This is a genomic window from Haemophilus parainfluenzae ATCC 33392, from assembly GCF_031191205.1.
Taxonomy (GTDB): domain Bacteria; phylum Pseudomonadota; class Gammaproteobacteria; order Enterobacterales; family Pasteurellaceae; genus Haemophilus_D; species Haemophilus_D parainfluenzae.
Genome location: NZ_CP133470.1, coordinates 1,747,880 through 1,772,311, shown reverse-complemented (window position 1 = coordinate 1,772,311; position 24,432 = coordinate 1,747,880). Strand labels below are relative to the sequence as shown.

The 24,432-nt window shown below is 39.2% G+C and carries 22 protein-coding genes; 7 read left to right on the top strand and 15 right to left on the bottom strand.

Features of this window, described 5'->3' with window-relative positions; all coding sequences use genetic code 11:
- Positions 1-72: 72 nt before the first annotated feature.
- Positions 73-1,185: an iron-sulfur cluster carrier protein ApbC gene (gene apbC / locus RDV53_RS08610; RefSeq protein ID WP_005695981.1), complete on the bottom strand. Its 1,113-nt coding sequence runs from the start codon at positions 1,183-1,185 to the stop codon at positions 73-75.
- 161 nt (positions 1,186-1,346) lie between these two features.
- Here apbC and metG point away from each other — a divergent pair, with 161 nt between their 5' ends.
- Entirely contained in the window at positions 1,347-3,395 is a 2,049-nt protein-coding gene (gene metG, locus RDV53_RS08605; protein ID WP_005695980.1) for a methionine--tRNA ligase, read from the top strand.
- A 104-nt stretch (positions 3,396-3,499) separates the two neighbouring features.
- Complete coding sequence (gene tehB, locus RDV53_RS08600; RefSeq protein WP_005695979.1) at positions 3,500-4,360, top strand: SAM-dependent methyltransferase TehB; 861 nt, start codon at positions 3,500-3,502, stop codon at positions 4,358-4,360.
- A gap of 71 nt (positions 4,361-4,431) precedes the next feature.
- Here the strand turns inward: tehB and dapD are convergent, their stop codons facing one another.
- The 4 genes from dapD to RDV53_RS08580 all read right to left on the bottom strand — a co-directional run bounded on the left by dapD (position 4,432) and on the right by RDV53_RS08580 (position 6,771).
- On the bottom strand, positions 4,432-5,259 hold the full coding sequence (gene dapD, locus RDV53_RS08595) for a 2,3,4,5-tetrahydropyridine-2,6-dicarboxylate N-succinyltransferase (RefSeq protein WP_005695977.1): 828 nt from the start codon (positions 5,257-5,259) through the stop codon (positions 4,432-4,434).
- 150 nt (positions 5,260-5,409) lie between these two features.
- Positions 5,410-5,874 (bottom strand): outer membrane lipoprotein, encoded by a 465-nt coding sequence (locus RDV53_RS08590; RefSeq protein ID WP_005695976.1) that lies wholly within the window; start codon positions 5,872-5,874, stop codon positions 5,410-5,412.
- A 23-nt stretch (positions 5,875-5,897) separates the two neighbouring features.
- Positions 5,898-6,197, bottom strand: a complete 300-nt coding sequence (locus RDV53_RS08585) for a hypothetical protein (protein WP_005695975.1) — start codon at positions 6,195-6,197, stop codon at positions 5,898-5,900.
- Between the two features lie 4 nt (positions 6,198-6,201).
- Entirely contained in the window at positions 6,202-6,771 is a 570-nt protein-coding gene (locus RDV53_RS08580; RefSeq protein ID WP_005695973.1) for a VOC family protein, read from the bottom strand.
- Positions 6,772-6,859: 88 nt separating this feature from the next.
- Here RDV53_RS08580 and argS point away from each other — a divergent pair, with 88 nt between their 5' ends.
- Positions 6,860-8,593, top strand: coding sequence for an arginine--tRNA ligase (gene argS / locus RDV53_RS08575; RefSeq protein ID WP_005695970.1), 1,734 nt, complete (start codon positions 6,860-6,862; stop codon positions 8,591-8,593).
- Positions 8,594-8,627: 34 nt separating this feature from the next.
- Here the strand turns inward: argS and smrB are convergent, their stop codons facing one another.
- Positions 8,628-9,137, bottom strand: a complete 510-nt coding sequence (gene smrB, locus RDV53_RS08570; RefSeq protein ID WP_005695969.1) for an endonuclease SmrB — start codon at positions 9,135-9,137, stop codon at positions 8,628-8,630.
- An 84-nt stretch (positions 9,138-9,221) separates the two neighbouring features.
- Between smrB and prmB the strand changes: the two genes are divergently transcribed.
- Positions 9,222-10,166, top strand: coding sequence for a 50S ribosomal protein L3 N(5)-glutamine methyltransferase (gene prmB / locus RDV53_RS08565; protein WP_005695968.1), 945 nt, complete (start codon positions 9,222-9,224; stop codon positions 10,164-10,166).
- Positions 10,167-10,264: 98 nt separating this feature from the next.
- On the top strand, positions 10,265-11,329 hold the full coding sequence (locus RDV53_RS08560; RefSeq protein WP_005695967.1) for an MFS transporter: 1,065 nt from the start codon (positions 10,265-10,267) through the stop codon (positions 11,327-11,329).
- Between the two features lie 60 nt (positions 11,330-11,389).
- On the opposite strand, the gene cysB is transcribed toward RDV53_RS08560, so the two are convergent.
- The 5 genes from cysB to sucC form a co-directional block, all read right to left on the bottom strand.
- Positions 11,390-12,361, bottom strand: a complete 972-nt coding sequence (cysB, locus tag RDV53_RS08555) for an HTH-type transcriptional regulator CysB (RefSeq protein WP_032822708.1) — start codon at positions 12,359-12,361, stop codon at positions 11,390-11,392.
- Positions 12,362-12,373: 12 nt separating this feature from the next.
- Positions 12,374-13,384 (bottom strand): 23S rRNA pseudouridine(2605) synthase RluB, encoded by a 1,011-nt coding sequence (gene rluB / locus RDV53_RS08550; RefSeq protein WP_005695963.1) that lies wholly within the window; start codon positions 13,382-13,384, stop codon positions 12,374-12,376.
- A 39-nt stretch (positions 13,385-13,423) separates the two neighbouring features.
- Positions 13,424-14,047: an L-threonylcarbamoyladenylate synthase gene (locus RDV53_RS08545; protein WP_005695962.1), complete on the bottom strand. Its 624-nt coding sequence runs from the start codon at positions 14,045-14,047 to the stop codon at positions 13,424-13,426.
- A 122-nt stretch (positions 14,048-14,169) separates the two neighbouring features.
- Positions 14,170-15,039, bottom strand: coding sequence for a succinate--CoA ligase subunit alpha (gene sucD / locus RDV53_RS08540; protein WP_005695961.1), 870 nt, complete (start codon positions 15,037-15,039; stop codon positions 14,170-14,172).
- A 2-nt stretch (positions 15,040-15,041) separates the two neighbouring features.
- A complete protein-coding gene (sucC, locus tag RDV53_RS08535) occupies positions 15,042-16,208 on the bottom strand; it encodes an ADP-forming succinate--CoA ligase subunit beta (RefSeq protein WP_005695960.1) in 1,167 nt (388 codons plus the stop codon).
- 145 nt (positions 16,209-16,353) lie between these two features.
- On the opposite strand from sucC, the gene cytX reads away from it, so the two are divergent.
- The gene (gene cytX, locus RDV53_RS08530; RefSeq protein ID WP_005695959.1) at positions 16,354-17,532 is read left to right on the top strand and encodes a putative hydroxymethylpyrimidine transporter CytX; all 1,179 of its coding nucleotides are present in this window, start codon (positions 16,354-16,356) and stop codon (positions 17,530-17,532) included.
- Between the two features lie 101 nt (positions 17,533-17,633).
- On the opposite strand, the gene odhB is transcribed toward cytX, so the two are convergent.
- From odhB to RDV53_RS08510, 4 genes are all read right to left on the bottom strand, one after another.
- A complete protein-coding gene (gene odhB / locus RDV53_RS08525) occupies positions 17,634-18,860 on the bottom strand; it encodes a 2-oxoglutarate dehydrogenase complex dihydrolipoyllysine-residue succinyltransferase (RefSeq protein ID WP_005695957.1) in 1,227 nt (408 codons plus the stop codon).
- Positions 18,861-18,918: 58 nt separating this feature from the next.
- The gene (gene sucA, locus RDV53_RS08520; RefSeq protein ID WP_032822710.1) at positions 18,919-21,726 is read right to left on the bottom strand and encodes a 2-oxoglutarate dehydrogenase E1 component; all 2,808 of its coding nucleotides are present in this window, start codon (positions 21,724-21,726) and stop codon (positions 18,919-18,921) included.
- 148 nt (positions 21,727-21,874) lie between these two features.
- Positions 21,875-22,579, bottom strand: a complete 705-nt coding sequence (locus RDV53_RS08515; protein WP_005695955.1) for a ComEA family DNA-binding protein — start codon at positions 22,577-22,579, stop codon at positions 21,875-21,877.
- 124 nt (positions 22,580-22,703) lie between these two features.
- Positions 22,704-23,366 carry a Bax inhibitor-1/YccA family membrane protein gene (locus RDV53_RS08510; RefSeq protein WP_005695953.1) on the bottom strand — a complete coding sequence of 221 codons (663 nt, stop codon included), beginning with the start codon at positions 23,364-23,366 and terminating at the stop codon, positions 22,704-22,706.
- 237 nt (positions 23,367-23,603) lie between these two features.
- Between RDV53_RS08510 and RDV53_RS08505 the strand changes: the two genes are divergently transcribed.
- Complete coding sequence (locus tag RDV53_RS08505) at positions 23,604-24,350, top strand: SIMPL domain-containing protein (protein WP_005695951.1); 747 nt, start codon at positions 23,604-23,606, stop codon at positions 24,348-24,350.
- Positions 24,351-24,432: the final 82 nt, after the last annotated feature.

Below are 24,432 nucleotides of genomic sequence, written 5' to 3'. Positions count from 1 at the left end.
AAATTTAGCTAAAAAAATAACCGCACTTTGGATGACCTAAAGTGCGGTTAATTTTTATGATATTTTTTGTGATTATTTCACTTCGCGGAATAAAATCTCGCTTGGAATCACAGAACCTTGCCAGTAAAGCTCAGTTGATACTTTCTCTGCTAAATCTAAGAAAGATTTCGCAATTTCACTGTCTGGTGCAGCAACTACGGTCGGTTTACCTGCATCCAAATCTTGACGAACTTGGATATTCAACGGTAACTGACCTAATACTTTCACATTGTATTTTTGTGCCATTTTCTCTGCACCACCAGTGCCGAAAATCGCTTCGTGATGGCCGCAATTGCTACAAATATGCATAGACATATTTTCCACAATACCTAACACTGGTACTGACACACGTTCAAACATCGATACACCTTTCACCGCATCTAATAACGCAATATCTTGTGGTGTTGTGACCACTACCGCACCCGTTACAGGGATTTGTTGTGAAAGGGTCAATTGGATATCACCTGTACCCGGTGGCATATCGATCACTAAGTAATCTAAGCTATCCCATAATGTTTCATTTAAAAGCTGACTTAATGCACTACTTGCCATTGGACCACGCCAAATAGTTGCATTATCTTCATCCATTAAGAAACCGATCGAGTTTGCAGATAAACCATGTGCTTTAATCGGTGTGATATGTTGGTTATCTGGTGAAGTTGGGCGTTGATGTGGGGCGCCTAACATATGCGGAACAGATGGGCCATAAATATCCGCGTCTAAAATCCCCACGCGAGCACCTTGAGCTTGTAAAGCAAGCGCAAGATTCACAGAAACCGAGGATTTCCCTACTCCGCCTTTACCCGAAGTCACCGCGATGATGTTCTTCACGCCTTTTACAGCGGGTTGATTATTCGCACGTTTTAACGTTGCGATTTGATAATTCACCACCCATTTGATTTCTTTACTATCTGTTGCTTTTAATAAGGCATCAGAAAGTTGCTGTTTCACTTGCTCCACGCCAGTGTTCCATGCAAAAGGCAATTGTAATTCAATACGTAATACGTCACAGCCTTTTTCAACTTTCTTCAAAGTATTTAATGCGATTAAGTCTTTTTGCAAACTTGGATGTTGAAATTGTTGGAAAACTTGCAGAACTTGAGATTGTTGTTCTGCCGTTAAATTTTCAGAAAAAGCAGTTGCCATAATATTCCTTTAATAGTAGTAGGTAGTAGAGTAAATTTGTCAGGGATATTTTACCCTTTTTACACCTCAAATGTTAAGCTAAAAGTATAACTAAACTAGAAAAAATCGCACTAATCGGGTAACATACTCGCAATTTTTGCAAAAAGAATAAGAGAAAAATAATGACAACTCAACCTCGTAAAATTTTAGTTACTTGTGCATTACCTTATGCAAATGGCGCCATTCATTTAGGGCACATGTTAGAACACATTCAAGCGGATATTTGGGTGCGTTTCCAACGTATGCGTGGCAATAAAATTTATTTTGTTTGTGCAGATGATGCGCATGGCACACCAATTATGCTTAATGCCGATAAATTAGGCATTACACCAGAAGAATTAATTGCAAAAGCAAAAGCGGATCACGTACGTGATTTTGCTGGTTTCAATATTAGTTTTGATAACTATCACTCTACTCACAGTGAAGAAAATAAACAGATCACCGCTGAGATTTACAATAAATTGAAAGCCAAAGACTTCATTAAAACAAAAGTGATTTCTCAGTTATTCGATCCTGAAAAGAACATGTTCTTACCAGATCGTTTCGTCAAAGGGACTTGCCCAAAATGTAAAGCTGAAGATCAATACGGTGATAACTGCGAAGTTTGTGCTTCGACTTATAGCCCGATGGATTTAATTAATCCTCGTTCAGCTGTATCAGGTGCAACACCAATCATCAAAGAATCTGAACATTTCTTCTTTGACTTGCCTGCTTTTGAAGGTATGTTAAAAGAATGGACTCGCTCTGGTTCACTTCAACCTGAAATTGCAAACAAAATGCAAGAATGGTTTGAAAGTGGTTTACAACAATGGGATATCTCTCGTGATGCACCTTATTTTGGTTTTGAAATTCCAGGTGCAAAAGATAAATTCTTCTATGTTTGGTTGGATGCGCCAATTGGCTATATGGCTTCTTTCAAAAATCTCTGCGATCGTGAAGGCATTGATTTTAATGAATTCTGGGGAGAAAACAGCGATGCTGAGCTTTATCACTTTATAGGTAAAGATATCGTGTATTTCCACAGCCTATTCTGGCCAGCAATGTTGGAAGGAAGCGAATACCGCAAACCAACCAATGTGTTTGCTCACGGTTATGTCACCGTAGATGGCGCCAAAATGTCAAAATCACGTGGTACATTTATCCAAGCTAGCACCTATTTAAACCATATTGATCCAGAATGTTTACGTTATTACTACGCAGCAAAATTAAACGATCGTATCGAAGATCTTGATTTCAATTTGGAAGATTTTGTTCAACGTGTCAATACGGATATCGTCAATAAACTAGTCAATTTAGCTTCTCGTAATGCTGGATTTATTGCGAAACGCTTTGAAGGCAAATTAGCAGATAAATTAGAAGACGAAGCACTTTTTGCTGAATTTACTGCACAAGCTGAACAAATCGCTACTTATTATGAAAGCCGCGAATATAACAAAGCAATTCGTGAAATCATGACATTAACCGATAAAGCCAATAAATATATCGATGAAAAAGCCCCTTGGGTCATTGCAAAAGAAGATGGCAAAGAGACAGAATTACAAGCGGTTTGCTCAATGGGTATCGAGCTTTTCCGTGTATTAATGTCTTACTTAAAACCGGTTCTCCCAAAACTGGCTGAACGTGCAGAAGCGTTCTTACAAACAGAACTAACTTGGAATAATATTGCACAGCCTTTATTAAGTCATCAACTTACTCCATTTAAAGCGCTTTTCTCTCGTTTAGAGAAAAAACAAATTGATGCTGTTGTAGAAGAAACTAAAGCACTTTTCGCCGAAGCAAACAAAGCGACAGAAAAAACAGCGGCAAAAGCGACCGCACTTTCAAATGTTGAACCAATTGCTGACACTATTACCATTGATGATTTTGCTAAAATCGATATGCGTGTGGCAAAAGTACTGAAATGCGAAGCAGTACCAGAATCAAATAAACTCTTACGTTTTGAATTAGATTTAGGTGACCATACTCGCCAAGTGTTCTCTGGTATTAAAGCTGCTTACAACAAACCTGAAGAATTAGAAGGTCGTTTTGTTATTGTGGTTGCAAACCTTGCACCGCGTAAAATGAAATTCGGCGTATCAGAAGGGATGATTCTTTCTGCTGGTACCGGCGGAAGTGATTTATTCTTACTTTCAGCTGATAGCGGTGTAACTGCCGGTATGCAAGTAAAATAATTTAATATTTAGGCGACTTCGGTCGCCTTTTTTATTGCCAAGTAGAGTTAAATACCCTACCATATCAATCAGTTATTTATCACGCAAATTAAAAGGAATTCATTATGACAAACGAACTTATCTGCTATAAACAAATGCCGGTTTGGACAAAAGATAAACTACCTAAAATGTTCCAAGAAAAACACAATACTAAAGTGGGCACTTGGGGCAAACTTACAGTATTGAAAGGTAAGCTTAAGTTTTATGAGCTAACTGAAGATGGTGATATTATTACTGAGCATATTTTCACGCCAGAAAGTAACATTCCGTTTGTCGAGCCACAAGCCTGGCATCGAGTTGAAGCCCTTTCTGATGACTTAGAATGTACGCTTGGTTTTTATTGCAAAAAAGAAGACTATTTCAGCAAAAAATACAACATGACTGCAACGCACGGTGATGTGGTTGATGCCGCTAAAATTATTAAGCCTTGCAAAGTGTTAGATTTAGGTTGCGGACAAGGTCGTAACTCCCTTTATTTAAGTTTAAAAGGTTATGATGTGACTTCTTGGGATCACAACGAAAACAGCATTGCCTTCTTAAACGAAACTAAAGATAAAGAAAACTTAAATATCAAAACTGCTGTTTATGATATTAACACCGCTAATATTCAAGAAAACTACGACTTTATTGTATCAACCGTGGTATTTATGTTCTTAAATCGTGAGCGAATTCCAGCTATTATTAAGAATATGCAAGAACACACCAACCCAGGTGGTTACAACTTAATTGTAGCCGCAATGTCTACACCTGAGGTGCCTTGTCCACTTCCGTTCTCATTTACATTCTCTGAAGGTGAATTGAAAGAATATTATAAAGATTGGGAATTCTTAGAATATAACGAAAATATGGGCGAATTACATAAAACCGACGAAAACGGCAATCGCATTAAGTTAAAATTTGCGACAATGTTAGCAAGAAAAAAATAATTCGCTAATTTAGAAAAGAAAATGACCGCACTTTGTCACATAAAGTGCGGTCATTTTTTATAGTATTTTAATTACTCTTCAATAGAACGTAATAACTCATTGATACCCACTTTACCTAAAGTTTTTGCATCAACTTTTTTCACGATCACTGCACAGTATAAGCTGTATTTACCACATTTTGATGGAAGGCTACCTGAAACAACCACAGAACCCGCAGGAACGCGACCGTAGAACACTTCACCCGTTTCACGATCATAGATTTTAGTTGATTGACCAATGAATACGCCCATAGAGATCACACAACCATCTTCAACAATCACGCCTTCAACCACTTCAGAACGTGCACCGATAAAACAGTTATCGCCAATAATGGTTGGGTTTGCTTGTAATGGCTCTAATACACCACCGATGCCTACACCACCAGATAAGTGTACATTTTTACCAATTTGCGCACATGAACCAACAGTTGCCCATGTATCAACCATGGTACCTTCACCCACATATGCACCGATATTGACATAAGAAGGCATCAATACACAGTTTTTAGAAATGTATGCGCCTTTACGTACTGTTGCAGAAGGTACGACACGGAAACCTTCTTGAGCAAAACGCTCTTCGGTATAGTCAGCAAATTTTAATGCTACTTTGTCATAGTATTTGGTTTCTGCACCATCAATGATTTGGTTATCATTGATACGGAAAGATAATAATACTGCTTTTTTCAACCATTGGTGAGTCACCCATTCACCATCAATCTTTTCTGCAACACGGTATTTACCGCTATCTAATCCTTCGATCACTTCTTCGATTGCTGCACGAGTTTGTGCATCAACTGTTTTAGGGGTAATTTCCGCACGTTTTTCAAATGCAGCTTCAATAACTTGTTGTAAATTTGACATTTTGCTTCCTATTGTTGATGTGAAATAACGGTTGATAGTTGTATCATATTTTTGACTTTCAAGCAAAAAACAACCGCACTTTCTTTTGATTTAAAACATAAAAAAAGCGAACCTTATTATGGCTCGCTTTTTTTCTATTTCTAGCTTTAGTTAGTTGATAACAGAAACATTTAATGATGAACCGCCAACGATTCTTACGCGACGACCAGCTTGAAAACTTGGATCGGCTTTTTGAACCACAACGATCTCTTCTCTATTATCTTTTCTGATAACAAGCTCTGCACCATTAACTTGGCTCATTTTCTCTTCAGCTTTGCTACCAATAATCGCCCCACCAATTGCACCTACTGCAGTTGCAATTGCTTGTCCAGTGCCACCGCCAATTGTACTACCAGCGATACCACCTAAAGCACCACCACCAACTGTACCGATTACACCTGGATTATCCGCTTGGATTTTAACAGGACGAACAGAAACAATAGTACCATAGCTAATTGAACGCGCTTCTTTTGCTTGTCCAGCTTCATACACATCACCGCTAAAAATATCAGTGTTTGCACAACCGGTTAAGCCGATAGACATCATAAGTGCTAATGCTACTGTTACTTTTTTCATAAAACTAACCTTCTAAAAATGAATTAGATTGGGTTTCTTGGAGACCAAGTTGAAACGTTTTTCACGCCTTGACCGTTGTCAGATACTTTCACACAAGCACCAGTTACTAAAGTTGAATCGTATTTGTGAACGATAACTTCTGTTTCACCTTCTTGTTTGTATGAGCAGTCGTTTTTACGAACGGTTAATTTTACATCATCACCTTGGAATTCGGTGAAGATAACTTGACCTTTATAAGCGCTTTCATCTTTTTGTGATTGAGATGAACAAGCTGATAAACCTAAACTTAATAAGACAGTTAATGCTAAGGTAATTTTTTTCATTACACTAAACCTCGAGTATTTTCTTTATTGTATAAGGATGAACCTTTATGCAAACGTGATTTTCTGTTTTATCAACAAAACTCACTGCAATGGATGGATTGGGCAATTGCTCCCCTTCCACCTTAGGTTCGCTCACCTTCATGGTTAATTGAGTTAGTTCCTTCCATAAAAATGTATTGCAAATTCGATTAACCCAATCCTCAACAGATTCATGAGATAAAAGCGGCATTACAATTTCAATATGTTCCCAAGTTTCTTGGGGATATTGTTTATTTTTAGGAAACGGTAATTCAATAACATCGACAGGCTGACCAATGAAATCAACTGGCTCATCTAATTCAATCAAATAGATAGGACGCCCATTGACGATATTATCGCTTAAAATTCTACCGCACTTTAATAACTCTGTCAGCCAATTTTTTGCTTTTTCTTCAGTATTTGCTCTTAAAGCTAAATGATCAATTTGATAATCCGCTAAATTCACTTTCATGACGGCAGCTAATTGCTGAATTTTTTCCTGAAATAAAGGCAACTCCTGATAAAGTGCGGTCGATTTTTCCATTAAATTTGACATTTTCTCCTGCTCTTACTTTGAGAAATCTATAAACAACGGTATCATAGCCGATTATTTTCATTATTCAATTTCAAGATTAGGAAAAACCGTGAATATTCAATCTATTTTATCCGATAAAATTAAACAAGCGATGATTGCTGCTGGCGCAGATGAACAATGTGATGCGCTTATTCGCCAATCAGGTAAACCACAATTTGGCGATTACCAAGCAAACGGCATCATGGCTGCTGCTAAAAAACTAGGTTTAAATCCACGTGAATTTGCACAAAAAGTATTAGATCATGCTGATCTTTCTGATGTCGCAGAAAAAACTGAAATTGCTGGTCCAGGTTTTATTAATATTTTCTTAAATCCAACTTGGTTAGCGAATAACGTTTCTGCTGCATTAAAAGATCAAAATCTTGGTGTCAGCGCAAATGAAAAACAAACCATCGTGATTGATTATTCTTCACCAAACGTTGCGAAAGAAATGCACGTAGGTCACTTACGTTCTACCATAATCGGTGATGCCGTTGTTCGTACCCTTGAATTTTTAGGTCACAACGTTATTCGTGCGAATCACGTGGGTGACTGGGGTACGCAATTTGGTATGCTTATTGCTTATCTTGAAAAAATGGAAAATGAACACGCAAGCGAAATGGAACTTCAAGATCTTGAAGCATTCTATCGCGAAGCGAAAAAACATTATGATGAAGATGAAGCTTTCGCTGAAAAAGCCCGTAACTATGTGGTGAAATTGCAAGGTGGAGATGAATATTGCCGTACAATGTGGAAAAAATTAGTTGATATCACCATGCAACAAAATCAACGTAACTATGATCGTTTGAATGTCACGTTGACCGAAAAAGATGTGATGGGTGAAAGTCTTTATAACCCGATGTTACCTGCTATCGTTGAAGATCTGAAAAAACAAGGTTTAGCAGTTGAAGATGAAGGTGCATTGGTCGTTTATCTTGATGAATTCAAAAACAAAGAAGGCGAACCGATGGGCGTTATCGTTCAGAAGAAAGATGGCGGTTTCCTTTATACCACTACCGATATCGCGGCGGCTAAATATCGTTATGAAACCTTAAAAGCGGATCGCGCATTAGTGTTCTCTGATACACGCCAAAGCCAACACATGCAACAAGCGTGGTTAATTACGCGTAAAGCAGGTTATGTGCCAGACAGCTTCTCACTTGAACATAAAAACTTCGGTATGATGTTGGGTAAAGATGGTAAACCATTCAAAACTCGTACTGGCGGCACCGTAAAATTAGCAGATTTATTAGATGAAGCTATTGAACGTGCCACTGTATTAATCAACGAGAAAAATACCAACTTATCTGATGAAGAAAAAACTGCGGTTATTGAAGCGGTGGGTATTGGCTCGGTGAAATATGCGGATCTTTCCAAAAACCGCACAACTGACTATGTGTTCGATTGGGATAATATGCTCAGTTTTGAAGGTAATACCGCGCCTTATATGCAATATGCTTATACGCGTATTCGTTCAATCTTCAATAAAGCAGATGTGAATCCAACCGCTCTTGCAGAAGCGAAAATTCAGCTTTCAGATGAAAAAGAACGTGCATTAGCGATCAAATTGCTTCAATTTGAAGAAGCGGTTCAAACGGTGGGCAAAGAAGGAACACCGCATGTGCTCTGTGCTTATTTATATGAGTTGGCGGGGATATTCTCTTCATTCTATGAACACTGCCCAATCTTAAATGCAGAAGATGAAAACGTAAAATTAAGCCGTTTAAAACTCGCTTCTCTTACAGAGAAAACCTTAAAACAAGGTTTAGCGTTATTAGGCATTAAGACAATCGAAAAAATGTAAAAAAAGTGCGGTCAATTTCGACCGCACTTTTTCTTTATACATCCACTAAAATGAGTATCGCCGCTTCTCCGCCCCATTCTTTGGGAGCTTGGTGTAACGCTCGTACTTTAGGATGCTGAACTAACCAACGTGGAATTTGTTTTTTCAACGTAAACGTGCCATAGCCGGTCATGATGCTCGCGCAATAAACATGCTCATCTTCACAAGCTAACAACAGTGCTGCCAATTCCATTTTGGCTTGTTCACGGGTTAAACCATGTAAATCCAAAAATAATTCAGGTGAAAAATCGCCACGACGAAGTTGTTTCAATAAATGGCTATCTTCCCCTTCGCGTAAATATTTGATGACACCATCATGTTCATTTAGCAAGGGTTCATACTCATCAGAAAAATAGAAAAGCGTATCTTCTTTTTCTCGAATATCACGTAAATGGGATTTTTTTTGACCGCTCTTTTGACGAGGTGCCACAAAGGTATCTTGCTTAATAGGTTTGATCCCTTTGGTTTCTGCCCGAAAAAGATCAAAATCATCTGGTTCTGTCATTATTTTTCTCAATTTGTTATTTTGCTTAATGATAGCACATCTATTCTATGGTATAACTAGCCAAAATTTTTATTGAGGCACAAAATGGAAACCTTACACAATCAAGAACTTGTTGCGACAATTTTAGAAGATAATGTGGCAAGTGAATTAACAACTATTCAAGATTTTTTACGCTGGACATACAGCACATTTAACCGTTCTGATATTTACTACGGGCAAGGCCATGACAATGCGTGGGATGAAAGCCTTCAATTAGTCCTTGCGGGGCTTCAATTACCGCTCGATTTACCACAAGATTTGTTTAACAGTAAACTTACTCATTCAGAAAAAGAAACTTTAGTACAATTAGTTTTAAGTCGTATCGAACAACGTGTGCCAGTCGCTTATTTAACGAATAGTGCGTGGTTCTGCGGATTAGAGTTTTATGTGGATGAGCGCACAATTATTCCTCGCTCGCCAATTAGCGCATTAATCCAAGATAAATTTGCTCCGCTTTTAAAATCTGAACCCAAACGTATTTTAGATCTTTGTACTGGCAGTGGTTGTATTGCAATCGCAACAGCTGAAGCCTTTCCTGAAGCGGAAGTAGATGCGGTCGATCTTTCTGTGGATGCATTAAATGTGGCTGAAATCAATATTGCACGCCACCAATTAGAACATCGTGTTTTCCCGATTCAATCAGATTTATTCCAAAATCTCTTCGGTCAACAATATGATTTAATCGTCACCAATCCGCCTTATGTGGATGAAGAAGATTTGGCAGATATGCCGGAAGAATTCCACTATGAACCTGAGTTAGCCTTAGGTTCAGGTGTTGATGGGTTAGAAATTACAAAACAAATTTTAAAACAAGCACCAGATTATTTAACGCCAAATGGCATGCTCATTTGTGAAGTGGGCAACAGCATGGTAAGCCTTATCGAGCAATATCCAGATGTGCCATTTGAATGGGTTGAACTAAAAAATGGTGGCCTGGGTGTATTTGCCATTAGCCGCGAAGATTTAGTGAAATATCACGATTCTTTTTAATCTCAAGTACGGTTAAAAATCGTCGTGAATTTTGACCGCACTTAACCAATTCCTGGCGCGCGTTCTTAACGCGTGCTTTTCTTTTTTAAATAAAACCAATGAATTTACAAAAACTTTTACTGACTCGTCGTTTCTTTTCTACCCTTGCATTCTTTTCCATGCAAACGGTATTTTTCATCTACTTACAAGGAAAAGGCTTAAGCAACAGCGAAATTGCCTTTTCGCTCTCGTTGCTTTTCTTCTGTAACCAAGCATTGGCTATTTTAGCCGGTATCTGGGGTGACCGTTTTGGACTGGCCAAAATGATGTTACTTGGATGCTTTTTAGATGTGATCGCCTATATTTTCTTTCTCTCTGCTGACAATTACATTCTGCTTTTAATTGCCACCACCTGTTTTGGCCTAGGCAGCTGTTTGTTTGGTACCAATGCGAAAGCCTGCCTATTGGTTCTCGCGGGTGAAGAATACAAAGAGAAAACCCGATTACAGGGAAAATATTTAAAAGTCACCTCCATGTCGTCTATGTTTGCGCCTTTATTGGTGATTCCATTTATCAAATACAATCACATTGAATGGTTGATTTGGGTCTGCTTTGCAATGGAAGCGATTCTCTTTGCCCTAATGGTTAAACCGTTTTATCAAATTCAAACCTTGCAAACCTTAGTGAAATTTCGCTTTGCCCAAATTAAAGAAATCATCACTAAAGAATTTTTATTAGTGCATTTGATGTTGTTTATTCCCCTTTCCATTGCAACCTCATTCTTTGTGATCTTCCCGTTCCTATTTGATAACAAATTAGGCATGCCGGAACACTCCCCCATTGCACTTTTTGTAAATGGTTTGTTAACTGTATCACTACAAAGTTATTTTTCTCGAAAAATTAATTTAACGATTAAACAAACCCTATGGGTGGCACCAATCTTGGCTGTTGGTATTATCCTGCCTTGGTTTATTACGTTGAAATATATTTCTTTGGTTTCTGCTTATATTTACTTAGTCATTTTCACGGTGATTGAAGTCTATGCTTTAACGGCAATGGCAAATTTATTAGTAAAATTTGATAATGGTACAAACCGAGGTTTTATCTTTGGCTCATCACGATTATTACTTTCTATCGCAACAGTTATCGTCATGAACTTAGTGCCACATTTGTTTTTATTGTAAAAAAAAGAAACGGTCAGAATTCACATTAAATTCTGACCGCACTTTTATATTTTTCTATGCTTATTTCACTTCTAATTCAACATTATCAAACAATTTCTTCACCGCGCTGTTATCACGCAATTTCTCCGCTTTTTCAACCATTGGACGCATTAAGTGCGGAGAGAAAAACTCAATAAAGTCATACATATAGTTGCGTAAGAAAGTACTGTGTTTAAACGCAATTTGCGTCATACTCGCACGGAACAAATGCCCTGCATCAATCGCCACTAAATCCTTATCTGCTGGTGTATGTGCCATAGAGGCCATGATGCCCACACCTAATCCTAAACGCACATAAGTTTTAATCACGTCAGCATCCGTTGCGGTAAACACAATATTCGGCAGAATCCCCGCGCGGTTAAACGCATAATCCAAATCAGACACACCGGTAAAACCGAAGGTATAAGTGACTAACGGATATTTACCTAACTCCTCAACAGTAAGATTTTTCACTTTTGCTAAAGGATGGTCCGGTTTAACAATCACCGAACGATTCCACAAATAGCAAGGCAGTTGAATCAAATCATCAAAAAGATACGGCGCTTCTGTTGTGATCGCTAAATCCACTTCGCCCGAAATCAATGCATCATGGATTTGCGTCGGTGAACCTTGATGAATATGTAAACTCACATCCGGATATTGTTTAGAGAAACGCTCCACCACAGCCGGCAACATATAACGCGCTTGCGTATTAGTTGTCGCAATACGTAACACACCATGATTCGGGCAAGTATATTCATTGGCCACTGATTTAATGCTTTGGGCTTTCACTAAAAGCTCACGAGCAATAGCGACGATCTTTTTACCCGCTGGCGTAATGGATTTAATGTGTTTACCATTACGCTCAAAAATCTCTAAACCTAATTCATCTTCTAACAAGCGAACTTGTTTACTGATACCTGGCTGAGAGGTATAAAGCGCATTCGCGGCTTCAGTCACATTTAAATTTTGGTTTACAATCTCAACAATGTAGCGAAGTTGCTGCATTTTCATCGCGAATACCACCTATTTTTTATAGCGTTTACTTAACTCAGTATAACGTTTTACTGCTTTACGAATTTGACCTGATTTTGGTCGACGACGAGGTTTCGTCACGTCTAATTTAGTTTCTGTTTCAGGTGGCAAGCCCACTAATTCACGTAAATAGTTGACGTTTTCCAGATCCATTTCTTCCCAGCCACCACGAGGTAAGCCTTTCATTAGCTTAATGTTGCCGTAACGAATACGAATTAAGCGGCTCACCTGAATACCTTGAGATTCCCACAGACGACGCACTTCACGGTTACGACCTTCCATTAAGGTCACGTCGTACCATTGGTTAATCCCAATACCGCCCGCAAATTTGATTTCTTTGAAATTAGCTGGTCCATCTTCCAACTGTACGCCTCTACGTAAACGCGCTAACATGGCATCGTCTACTTGACCAAATACACGCACAGAATACTCACGCTCAACTTCACGGCTTGGGTGCATTAAACAATTCGCTAATTCGCCATCTGTTGTGAAAAGCAATAAGCCTGAAGTATTAATATCCAAACGACCGACAGCAATCCATCTTGCGCCATTTAAGCGTGGTAAACGATCGAATACAGTTGGACGACCTTCCGGATCACTGCGAGTACAAAGTTCACCTTCCGGTTTGTAATACATCAACACACGACACACTTCTTTTTGTGCTTGTTGAAGGTTGATGATACGACCATCAATACGCACTTTTACACCAGAATGTACATCGATACGATCACCAAGAGTCGCCATTTTGCCATCAACACTCACACGGTTATCAGCAATCATCGCTTCAATTTCACGACGAGAGCCCTGTCCTGCTCGCGCAAGCACTTTCTGTAATTTTTCACCTTCTACAGTAGATTGACAAGATGGCTTAGCTACCTTAGCCTTAGGAGTTGATTTGATGTCAGAATTGACCGCACTTTTACGATCTTTACGCTCAAAGTGCGGTTGTTTTCCCGCTTGTTTTTCACGTTCTTGTCTGACTGGTTTTTGAATAGGTTTCATTTGTTTTCCTTTGTCGCTTTCCCAAGCGTCTAAAATAAGTTAAATGAAAGGATCGGTACTACCACTTCCTTCACGTAAAATGACTGGCGATTCTTCCGTTAAATCTACCACCGTTGTTGGCTCTTGACCTAAATAGCCACCATGAATAATTAAATCCACTTGACGTTCTAAGCATTCGCGAATCTCTTCGGGATCGGAATAAGTCATATGTTCATTATCAGGCAACATCAGTGAGCAAGATAAAATTGGTTCTCCTAATGCCTTCAATAAATCTAAGGCAATTTGGTTATCCGGTACACGCAAGCCAATGGTTTTTCGTTTTGACGTCATTAAGCGACGAGGAAGCTCTTTCGTCGCCGTCAAAATAAAGGTATAGCGCCCTGGTGTATTATTTTTAATTAAGCGATAAGCCACATTACTGACCGTTGCATAGGTTGAAAGCTCGGATAAATCGCTACATACCAACGTAAAATTATGCCCTTCTGGCAATTTACGAATCGCCACGATACGATCCATCGCATGTTTATCGCCGATCATACAACCTAAGGCATAGCCTGAATCGGTCGGGTATACAATGACACCGCCTTGACGCAAAATTTCTACCGCTTGATTAATCAAACGCGCTTGCGGATTTTCAGGATGGATATAGAAAAATTGGCTCATAATTTTGTCCTTAAAAAACTGATGAGATTATACACCGATTTAGATGCAGGTTATAAGAATTTGTTATAAAAAACGACCGCACTTTGAAACTAATCTAAAGTGCGGTCCATTTTTTAGGTATTTTATTTCAATAATTCATGAAGGGCTGAACCGATTTCAGCGAGACTTCTCACTGTCTTCACGCCTGCCGCTTCAAGTGCTGCAATTTTATCTGCAGCTGTTCCTTTTCCACCGCTGATAATCGCTCCTGCGTGTCCCATACGCTTGCCTTTTGGTGCCGTCACGCCTGCGATATAAGCCACCACTGGTTTTGTCACATGAGCCGTAATAAACGCAGCAGCTTCCTCTTCTGCAGAGCCACCGATTTCACCAATCATCACGATGGCTTCAGTTTCAGGATCTTCTTGGAATCGTTTAAGAATATCAATGAAGTTAGATCCTGGAATAGGATCGCCACCGATCCCTACGCAAGTGGATTGACCGAAACCTTCATCTGTCGTTTGTTTTACTACTTCATAAGTCAAGGTACCTGAACGAGAAACAATGCCTACTCTGCCTTTTTTATGAATATTTCCTGGCATAATACCAATCTTACATTCATCTGGTGTAATCACACCTGGACAATTCGGGCCGATCATCACGACACCGGTTTCAATTAATTTTTGTTTTACCAATAACATGTCCAATGTTGGGATGCCTTCTGTAATACAGACCACTAATTGAATGCCTGCATCAATGGCTTCTAAAATAGCATCTTTACAAAATGGTGCAGGCACATAAATCATGGTTGCCGTAGCCCCTGTAACTTGCACTGCTTCACGCACTGTATTAAATACCGGCAAACCTAAATGCGTTGTTCCGCCTTTATTTGGTGAAACGCCCCCCACTAACTTGGTGCCATAAGCCAATGCCTGTTCGCTGTGAAATGTTCCTTGAGCACCAGTGAAACCTTGGCAAATTACTTTTGTCTCTTTATTAATTAAAATCGCCATGATTATTCTCCTTTTGCCGCTTTCACTGCCGCTTGTGCTGCTTCTTGTAAACTATGTGCAGCAATTAAATTCATACCACTTTCGGCTAAAATTGCTCTGCCTTGTGGGGCATTGGTTCCTTCTAATCGAACCACAACAGGCACTTTTACACCGACTTCTTGAATCGCTGCTACGACACCTTCAGCAATAAGATCACAGCGTACGATTCCACCAAAAATATTTACTAAGACTGATTTCACATTTTTATCGGTGAGAATAATCTTAAAGGCTTCAGCCACACGCTCTTTCGTTGCACCGCCACCAACATCAAGGAAGTTTGCAGGATTACCACCATATAATTTCACGATATCCATGGTACCCATAGCAAGCCCGGCGCCATTGACCATACAGCCAATATCACCTTCCAAAGCAACATAGTTAAGCTGATATTTTTCTGCTTCTGCTTCACGTGCATCACTTTGACTTAAATCGCGTAAGGCTAATAAATCAGGATGTCGATAAAGTGAGTTATCATCAATGCTCACTTTTGCATCTACGCAAATTAAATTGCCTTCTTTTGTCACCACGAGCGGATTGACTTCAACTAGAGAAAAATCTTTTTCGATAAAAAGTTTAGCGAGTTTTACAAAAATCTCGGCAAATTGTTTATTTTGTTCGCCACTTAAACCAAGTTTAAAGGCTAATTCACGGCCTTGATATGGCATTCCACCCACGAGAGGCTCAATGGTCACTTTATGAATTAATTCAGGCGTCTCTCTTGCCACATCCTCAATGCTCATACCCCCTGCTGAAGAAGCCATAAAAACCACTTTCTGCGAAGCACGATCAATCACTGCCCCAAGGTAAAGTTCTTTCTCAATCTGGCAGGTTTCTTCAATATAAATACTATTAACAGGTTGGCCTTTTTTATCTGTTTGGAAGGTGACCAAATGCTGCCCAAGCCATTTATCTGCAAAAGCACGCGCTTCTTCTGCATTATGCACGAGCTGCACACCTCCAGCTTTTCCACGTCCACCTGCGTGAACTTGACATTTCGCTATCCAAACATCGCCATTCAGCTGAAACAACGCCATTTCAGCTTCATCTGCCGTTTTGCACACGACACCTTCACTCACCGGCAGAGCATATTGCTTAAAAAGCTGCTTAGCTTGGTACTCATGTAAATTCATATTTCCTTCCTATTTTTGATGTTGTTTAGCGAAACAAACAAAAATTTGACCGCACTTTGTTTTAGCTCAAATTCAGGGCTTGTTCTTTAAATATTGAGTTATATACTGGAACTGAATAACCACAATTTATGTTAAGGATAACAACATGCAAACGAAAAAATCAAGCAATCTTGCGATTGCACTCATTTGGTTTACCGCTGCTATTTCAATGGCAGAAATTCTCACGGGTACTTGGTTTGCACCACTTGGATGGAAACAAGGTTTAATCGCCATCGTCGTTGGACACTTTATTGGCGGCTCGATGTTTTTCTGTGCAGGTTACATCGGCGCGAAAACCCAAAAAAGTGCTATGCAAACGGTACAAATTTCATTTGGTGAAAAAGGCTCTGCGCTTTTCTCTTTACTTAATGCCATGCAATTAATGGGATGGACTGCAGTCATGATTTATATGGGCGCTGACGTTATTTCCATCTTAAATCAAACACCTGATGCTTCACTCTTCCCATTTCTTACACTTGGTTTAGGCATACTCATCATACTTTGGCTACTACTCGGCTTTACTAAATTAGGTATTTTTAAAAGCATTTCACTTGTCACCATGTTTTTACTGATGTTATGGCTTAGTATTCAAGTTGCGAATAAACCATTCATTGCCATGGATGTAGCACAAAATATTAAATTTGGTACAGCTGTTGAAATTGCTGCCGTCATGCCGCTTTCTTGGTTACCGGTAGTATCTGACCATACGAAGAATAGCGAAACACCATTTAAAACGACCGCACTTTCAACGCTGACTTATACCGCGACTAGCTGCTGGATGTATGCTCTTGGCTTAAGTGCAGCATTAGTGACCGGTAAATCTGAAATCTCACAAATTCTTTCGCTTGCTGGTGTCAGTGTTATTGGTGTATTAATTGTCATCGCCTCTACCATGATTAACACTGCACTTCCTGCCTATTCTACCGGCATGAGTTTAAATAATATTTTCCCTCAATTAAAAGTTACGCCAATCTCAGTTCTGACCGTGATTGTGGGCATCATATTAGCCTCAACCTTACCAGTGACAGAATACGAACATTTCTTGTTCTTTATTGGCTCAGTATTCGCGCCAATGATCGCCGTGCTTATCGCTGATTTCTTTGTGCTTAAACAGCATGATGTGAGAAAATCAGTTGATAGTGTTGGACTCGGCGTTTGGTTTGTCGGCTTCGTGCTCTATCGTTTTCTTATGGCAAAAGGTTGGGAAAGCGATTTAGGTCTGACTTTCCCTGTTATCATCATTACCTTTATCTTAGCAATCTTAGTACGCAAAATAGCTAAATAAAGATTGGATTTTAACGATAGAAAGGCGGGCATTATTCCCGCCCTTTTAGTTACTTCGATATAAAAAAGGCTTTTCCCCTCAAAAGAGAAAAGCCTATATGCTTAGATTTCTAATAATAAACGAGTTGGATCTTCCAATAAGTCTTTAATCGCCACTAAGAAACCGACGGATTCACGACCATCAATTAAGCGGTGGTCATAAGACAATGCCAAATACATCATAGGGCGAATCACCACTTGGCCATCTACCGCAACTGGGCGTTCTTTAATGGCGTGCATGCCTAAAATCGCGCTTTGCGGTGGATTGATAATTGGTGTGGACATTAAAGAACCAAATACGCCGCCATTAGTAATGGTGAAGTTACCGCCTGTTAAATCTTCAACCGTTAATTTACCATCACGGCCTTTTTCAGCTAGCAATTTAATTTGTTTCTCAATATCTGCCATGCTGAGTTTATCGCAGTTGCGTAATACTGGTGTCACTAAACCACGCGGCGTTGAAACGGCAATGCTAATATCAAAATAGTTGTGATACACAATGTCATCACCATCAATTGAAGCATTCACTTCGGGATAACGTTTTAATGCTTCAACCACGGCTTTAATGTAGAAAGACATAAAGCCTAAACGTGCACCATGTTGTTTTTCAAATTTCTCGCCGTATGTTTTACGTAATTTCATAATCGGCTGCATATCCACTTCATTAAATGTGGTGAGCATTGCGGTGGTATTTTTTGCTTCCAATAAACGCTCAGCAATACGTTTACGTAAACGGGTCATTGGTACACGTTTTTCTGAACGAGAGCTATATGCCACAGTGCTAATCGTATTTTGCTCTGTCGCTACATCTTGTTTCGCTTTTTGAGCATCTCGTTTTGCTACTTCACGTGCAACATCTTCACGAGTAATACGGCCACCCACACCAGAACCTTGAATTTTCTCTGCATCTAAATCATGTTCAGCCAATAAACGACGAATAGCAGGGCCTTGATCCGCTGAATTATTATGGCTATTTTCAATTGATGCTCTTTGACGATCCGCAGGCGTTGGTTCATTGTCTTTCACTGTTTCAGATGAAATATCGCCAGCCTGTTGGGTTGAAAGCTTACCTAAAAGCTGTTTACTTACTACGGTTGCGCCTTCTTCTTGAAGAATTTCAGCCACTACGCCATCACTTAATGCTGGCACTTCAAGTACCACTTTATCTGTTTCGATTTCCACTAAAACTTCGTCACGTTTTACTGTCTCACCCACTTTTTTATGCCATGTTGCAACAGTTGCATCCGCAACGGATTCCGGTAAATCTGGAACAAGAATTTCGATTGTCATTTTATTTTCCTTTAAATTATTCTTTACTTTAAAAATTACTAAAATTTCGACCGCACTTTTACAGTGTCAGCGCATCTTCTACTAATTGTTTTTGCTGTTTGGTGTGTAAAGACATGTAACCTACTGCTGGTGAAGCAGAGGCAGGACGACCGGCATATTTTAACTTCACATGCTCAGGAAGCGAGCTGTCAAAGTTATGTTTACTGCAATACCAAGCCCCTTGGTTTAATGGCTCTTCTTGACACCACACAAAATCCGTCACATGAGCATAAGGCTCTAACGCTTTCTTCACATCTTCATGTGGATACGGATAAAGCTGTTCAATACGAATAATCGCCACATCTGTTTGGTTATTCGCACGACGTTGTTCCAAGAGATCGTAATACACTTTACCTGAGCATAGGACTACGCGTTTAACTTGTTTTGGATCGATATTATCAATTTCACCAATGACCGTTTGGAATGTGCCATTTACTAATTCATCTAAACTTGAGACGGCAAGTGGATGACGTAATAAGGATTTTGGTGAAATACCAATTAATGGACGACGCATTTTACGGATCGCTTGGCGACGTAACATGTGGTAAACCTGTGCTGGTGTAGATGGAATACACACTTGCATATTCTGCTCAGCACAAAGTTGTAAATAACGTTCTAAACGAGCGGATGAGTGTTCTGGACCTTGGCCTTCATAACCATGTGGTAATAACATCACCAAGCCACACATTCTGCCCCATTTTTGTTCGCCAGAACTAATAAATTGATCAATTACGATTTGTGCACCATTTGCGAAGTCACCAAATTGAGCTTCCCAAATAGTTAATGTTTTTGGATCCGTTGTGGCATAACCATATTCAAAAGCCAATACGGCTTCTTCGGATAATACAGAATCCCACACCTCAAAACGACCTTGGTTGGCGTGCAAATGAGTTAATGGCACATAGCCTGTCCCGTCATTTTGGTTATGCACAACTGCATGGCGGTGAAAGAACGTACCACGTCCTGCATCTTCACCAGATAAACGGACATTAGTGCCTTCATCTAATAAGGTTGCGTATGCCATAGTCTCTGCCATACCCCAATCGAACAATTTCTCACCTTTTGCCATTTCACGGCGATCAGCATAGATTTTTTCGACACGAGGATGTGCACGCAAGGTTTCTGGATATTCACTGACACGCTCTGCTAAAGTTTGGAAACGTTCTTGTGGGAATTTACTTTCGTAAGGGGATGTCCAGTCATAGTTGAGATATTGCAACCAGTCCATTTGGGCAATATCCATTTCTCGCCATTCTTTCACTATACGATCGCCGTTATCTAAAGCATCACGATAGAGATTCATCATTTCAATGGCTTCTTCTTCGGTGATTACCCCTTCAGCAATTAAACGATCTGCATAGACTTTACGTGGCGTTGGATGTTTTTTGATGATGCTATACATCATAGGTTGAGTGGCTAATGGTTCATCAGCCTCATTATGACCATGACGACGATAAGAAATCAGATCAATGAAGATATCGCGTTTGAATAAATTACGATATTCCACCGCCATTCTCGCCGCAAAAGCAACCGCTTCAGGATCATCACCATTCACATGAATAATCGGTGCCTGAATCATTTTCGCGATATCTGTACAGTATTCTGTTGAACGGGTGTCATTTGGGTTAGAGGTGGTAAAACCAATTTGGTTATTAATCACAATACGGATTGTTCCACCAACGGTATAACCACGTGCATTAGACATATTCAAGGTTTCTTGTACAACACCTTGTCCCGCTACCGCGGAATCCCCATGAACAGTAACCGCTAATACTTGATTACGCTCTGTATCATTCTTTTTGGTTTGACGAGAACGTACCGCACCAATCACTACTGGGCTAACAATTTCTAAATGGGATGGGTTAAATGCAAGGGTTAAATGCACGCGACGATCACCGACTGCGAAGTCAGAAGAGAAACCTTGGTGGTATTTAACGTCACCTGTACGCTCGCCTGAATGTTTACCCGCAAACTCGTCAAAAAGATCTTCGGGTTTCTTACCGAGCACGTTTACTAACATGTTTAAACGACCACGGTGTGCCATACCAAACATCACATCTTGTACACCTTGTTTGCTCGCATGGCGAATAATTTCTTTCATCAATGGAATAAAGGCATCACTTCCCTCTAAAGAGAAACGTTTTGCCCCCGGGAATTTCGCACCAAGATAACGTTCTAAGCCATCTGCAGCGGTCAATTCACTTAATAAATTAATTTTTTCTTCTTTGGTAAAGAGCGGTTTATTTAATTGGCTTTCTAATTTGCTTTGTAGCCAACTTTTTTGCTCCATATCTTGAACATGCATAAACTCAAGACCAATTGAGCCGCAATAGGTCTCTTTCAGCATTTCAGCTAAATCACCTAACTTGATGTTATCGCGATGATAGACGTAGTGATTAATATTGAAGGTTTCATTGAGATCCTTCTCGGTAAAACCGTGATAACGGTAATCTAATTCAGGTACGGTGGAGACTTTCCAACGATAATAATTGATTGGGTCTAGTTTTGCTTCTAAATGACCGCGGAAACGATAAGCGTTGATAAATTGGAGGACTTTGACTAATTTTGCACTGGCTTCTGGATCGATAACCGTCACGGCTTCTGTTGTATTTTCTCTCGCTAAACGACGGAAATAATCACGGACTAGTGAATGTGGTTGCTCCACTGCGGTTGTTTTCGGCAATGCATCAAACGTGGCACGCCAGCTTTCATCAACTGAAGATGGATATTCTAAATAACGTTCGTATAACTCCTCAATATACGATTGATTAGAACCACCCAAAGCGGTTGAAGCCAACCATTCATCAAAGGCATTGTAATGCTGCATATCTACCCCTTGTATTACATGATGTTGTCCACCATTATACATAGGATAAAAAAAGAAATAATCCTCAAATCACACTTTGTTACAATTTTGTGATCTACTTCAACAAAAAAACCGCACATAAAGTGCGGTCTGTTTTATCTGAGTTTTCTTAGAAACTTAAGAATGGCGTAATTTTTTCAATTGTAGCTTCACCGATACCATCAATATTAGAAAGCTCAGCAGCACTTTTGATTTTGCCCACTTTGTTACGGTAATCAATAATCGCTTGTGCTTTTTTCTCACCGATACCAGAAAGTTTTTGTAGAGTTTCTGCATCCGCTTTATTGATGTTTACTTTAGCAGAAGAAGCCACTTTCTCTTTGGCTGCATCTTTTGTAGAAGCCGCTTTTTCTTTCACTTCTTTTACTTTATCTGCGGCTTTTGTTTTTGCTTCAGATGCTTTTTCTTTCGCATTATCTTTAACTGAATTGAATTTTTCAGTAGCTTTATCTTTAATTGACGGTTGATTATTCTCAGTCGCCTTTTCTTTTAAAGCGGACGCCTTCTCTTTTACCGCATCTTTTGCAGAAGTGGCTTTATCTTTCATTGCATCTTTCGCGGAAGTCGCTTTTTCTTTAGCTGTATTAACTTTATCTAATGCGTTTGATTTTGTTGAGCTCGCGCTATCACTCATTGATTTAAGCTTATCATTTGCCGCATTTTTCACGTCAGCTTTTGTGCTTTCAACCATTGATTTTGAATTGGTTACAACATCTTCTTTTGTTGGCAATACGGAAGTATTCGTTGCTAATGCAGAACCTGATACCGCTAATGCGAGTGATGTTAATGTTAAAAGTGATCTTAAAGATTTCATAAAAACTCCTGTTTTATTATCAATAGGTTCAACTAGCGAACCTGTATGCTAAGACTTCTCTTCAGAAAATTAGTTCAAAACAAAAAACGCCCCTAATAAGGAGCGTCTTTAAATTTAATACTGACTAATCATCGCTTGAGAAGATAGAAAGTAATCTTAATAAGCTAATGAATAAGTTGTAAATTGACACATAAATACTCACCGTTGCACGAATATAGTTTGTTTCGCCACCGTGAATAATATTGCTGGTTTCATAAAGGATTGTCATTGTTGAGAACACCACAAACAATGCACTGATCCCTACCGCTAATGCTGGAATTTGGAAGAAGAAGCTTGCCACAATTCCTAACAATAACACGATAAATAATGAGAAAATCGCGGTAGAAAGGAAAGACATATCTTTCTTCGTTGTTAGCACATAAGCTGAACATGCAAAGAAGACGATAGCGGTACCTGCGAAAGCAAGCATAATCAAATCTTCCATTCCTCTCGCCACATAGATATTTAAAATTGGCCCAATGGTGTAGCCCATAAACCCAGTGAACGCGAATGCAGCCAAGATTCCCCACGCGCTATTTGCTAAACGGTTTGTGACAAAAAGTAAACCGTAAAAGCCCACGAGCAATACGATAAGGTTTGGATAAGGCAAGTTTAAGCTCATAGAAATATAAGCAACAACCGCCGAAAATGCCATCGTTAATCCCAATAAGAAATAGGTATTACGTAGCACTTTATGTGTGCTAAGTAGTGATTCTTCCTGTGAATTAACCACAATGCGAGATTGCATAAAAGCTCCTTATTTTACAAAGAATAAATTTGATGAAATCATCAGTTCGTAAAGTAAGGGCTATATGGAAAAAAGTCAATGGTAAATAAAGAATCCGTTTCGATTTTTTTAATTTATTTGGTCAACTCTTAAAGCTATTTTTTATAGCCCGCTATAATGAATAAATAAATTAATTTACTCAATAAGATTGATTACATTATAATAAGCTTCCTATTTATTCCACATCACGGACATTATATGAACAACAAAAAATCTTATCTCGCTATTTTTGGCATCATTCTTGCCGTCGGATTGATGGCGTCAGCATTTATCCTAGGTAATCAATTTAAAAATTTACGTCAAACTGGTTCTATTTCAGTTAAGGGATTAGCAGAAAGCCACTATACGTCAACACAAGGCACATGGGTTATCCGCATAAATGGTTGGGGAGCAACTTATAATGATGCCATGGCAGCTAATCAGAAAAACTTAAATGAAGCGGTTCGTTTTCTTAAAGCACAAGGTTTTGCTGATGAAAATCGAGAAATCACTGAATTGGATGTATCTACTCATACTGACTATTATGAAAATGAAAAAGGTGAAACCAAAAGTAAAGACAATGGCTTTGATGCATCTAGATCAATCCGAATTTCGACCAAAGAACTCACTAAGTTACAAAAAGCACTCACCAACATTCACCAATTGGTTTCTAACAATCAAGACATTAGTTTTGGTGAACCTAATTATTATTTAGAAAATCTTGAACAAATTAAACGTGAATTAATTTCAAAAGCAACACAAGATGCCCATGTTCGTGCTGAAGAATTTGCGAAAACCAGTAATGTAAAAGTTGGCGTGTTAAAATCTGCTTCACAAGGGCCATTCTACATTCAAGCGCCAAATCCTGATGCGGATGACTCTAGCGATTACACTGGTAGCTACGATACAAGCACTATTGAGAAAAAAGCACGCTTAGTCGTCACCATTGAATATGCAATTGAATAATCATTTAATATTTACTCAACATTCATAAAAAAGTGCGGTCAATTTCATCATTAAATTCGACCGCACTTTCTTTTCAAAAGGA

Coding starts and splice junctions, on each gene's coding strand:
- RDV53_RS08515 (WP_005695955.1), bottom strand. CDS start 22,579: ATGAAATCTTTAAGATCACTTTTAACATTAACATCACTCGCATTAGCG.
- RDV53_RS08510 (WP_005695953.1), bottom strand. CDS start 23,366: ATGCAATCTCGCATTGTGGTTAATTCACAGGAAGAATCACTACTTAGC.
- RDV53_RS08590 (WP_005695976.1), bottom strand. CDS start 5,874: ATGAAAAAAGTAACAGTAGCATTAGCACTTATGATGTCTATCGGCTTA.
- prmB (WP_005695968.1), top strand. CDS start 9,222: ATGGAAACCTTACACAATCAAGAACTTGTTGCGACAATTTTAGAAGAT.
- tehB (WP_005695979.1), top strand. CDS start 3,500: ATGACAAACGAACTTATCTGCTATAAACAAATGCCGGTTTGGACAAAA.
- RDV53_RS08505 (WP_005695951.1), top strand. CDS start 23,604: ATGAACAACAAAAAATCTTATCTCGCTATTTTTGGCATCATTCTTGCC.
- dapD (WP_005695977.1), bottom strand. CDS start 5,259: ATGTCAAATTTACAACAAGTTATTGAAGCTGCATTTGAAAAACGTGCG.
- smrB (WP_005695969.1), bottom strand. CDS start 9,137: ATGACAGAACCAGATGATTTTGATCTTTTTCGGGCAGAAACCAAAGGG.
- metG (WP_005695980.1), top strand. CDS start 1,347: ATGACAACTCAACCTCGTAAAATTTTAGTTACTTGTGCATTACCTTAT.
- RDV53_RS08580 (WP_005695973.1), bottom strand. CDS start 6,771: ATGTCAAATTTAATGGAAAAATCGACCGCACTTTATCAGGAGTTGCCT.
- apbC (WP_005695981.1), bottom strand. CDS start 1,185: ATGGCAACTGCTTTTTCTGAAAATTTAACGGCAGAACAACAATCTCAA.
- sucD (WP_005695961.1), bottom strand. CDS start 15,039: ATGGCGATTTTAATTAATAAAGAGACAAAAGTAATTTGCCAAGGTTTC.
- sucC (WP_005695960.1), bottom strand. CDS start 16,208: ATGAATTTACATGAGTACCAAGCTAAGCAGCTTTTTAAGCAATATGCT.
- RDV53_RS08585 (WP_005695975.1), bottom strand. CDS start 6,197: ATGAAAAAAATTACCTTAGCATTAACTGTCTTATTAAGTTTAGGTTTA.
- cytX (WP_005695959.1), top strand. CDS start 16,354: ATGCAAACGAAAAAATCAAGCAATCTTGCGATTGCACTCATTTGGTTT.
- RDV53_RS08545 (WP_005695962.1), bottom strand. CDS start 14,047: ATGAGCCAATTTTTCTATATCCATCCTGAAAATCCGCAAGCGCGTTTG.
- cysB (WP_032822708.1), bottom strand. CDS start 12,361: ATGAAAATGCAGCAACTTCGCTACATTGTTGAGATTGTAAACCAAAAT.
- rluB (WP_005695963.1), bottom strand. CDS start 13,384: ATGAAACCTATTCAAAAACCAGTCAGACAAGAACGTGAAAAACAAGCG.
- odhB (WP_005695957.1), bottom strand. CDS start 18,860: ATGACAATCGAAATTCTTGTTCCAGATTTACCGGAATCCGTTGCGGAT.
- sucA (WP_032822710.1), bottom strand. CDS start 21,726: ATGCAGCATTACAATGCCTTTGATGAATGGTTGGCTTCAACCGCTTTG.
- RDV53_RS08560 (WP_005695967.1), top strand. CDS start 10,265: ATGAATTTACAAAAACTTTTACTGACTCGTCGTTTCTTTTCTACCCTT.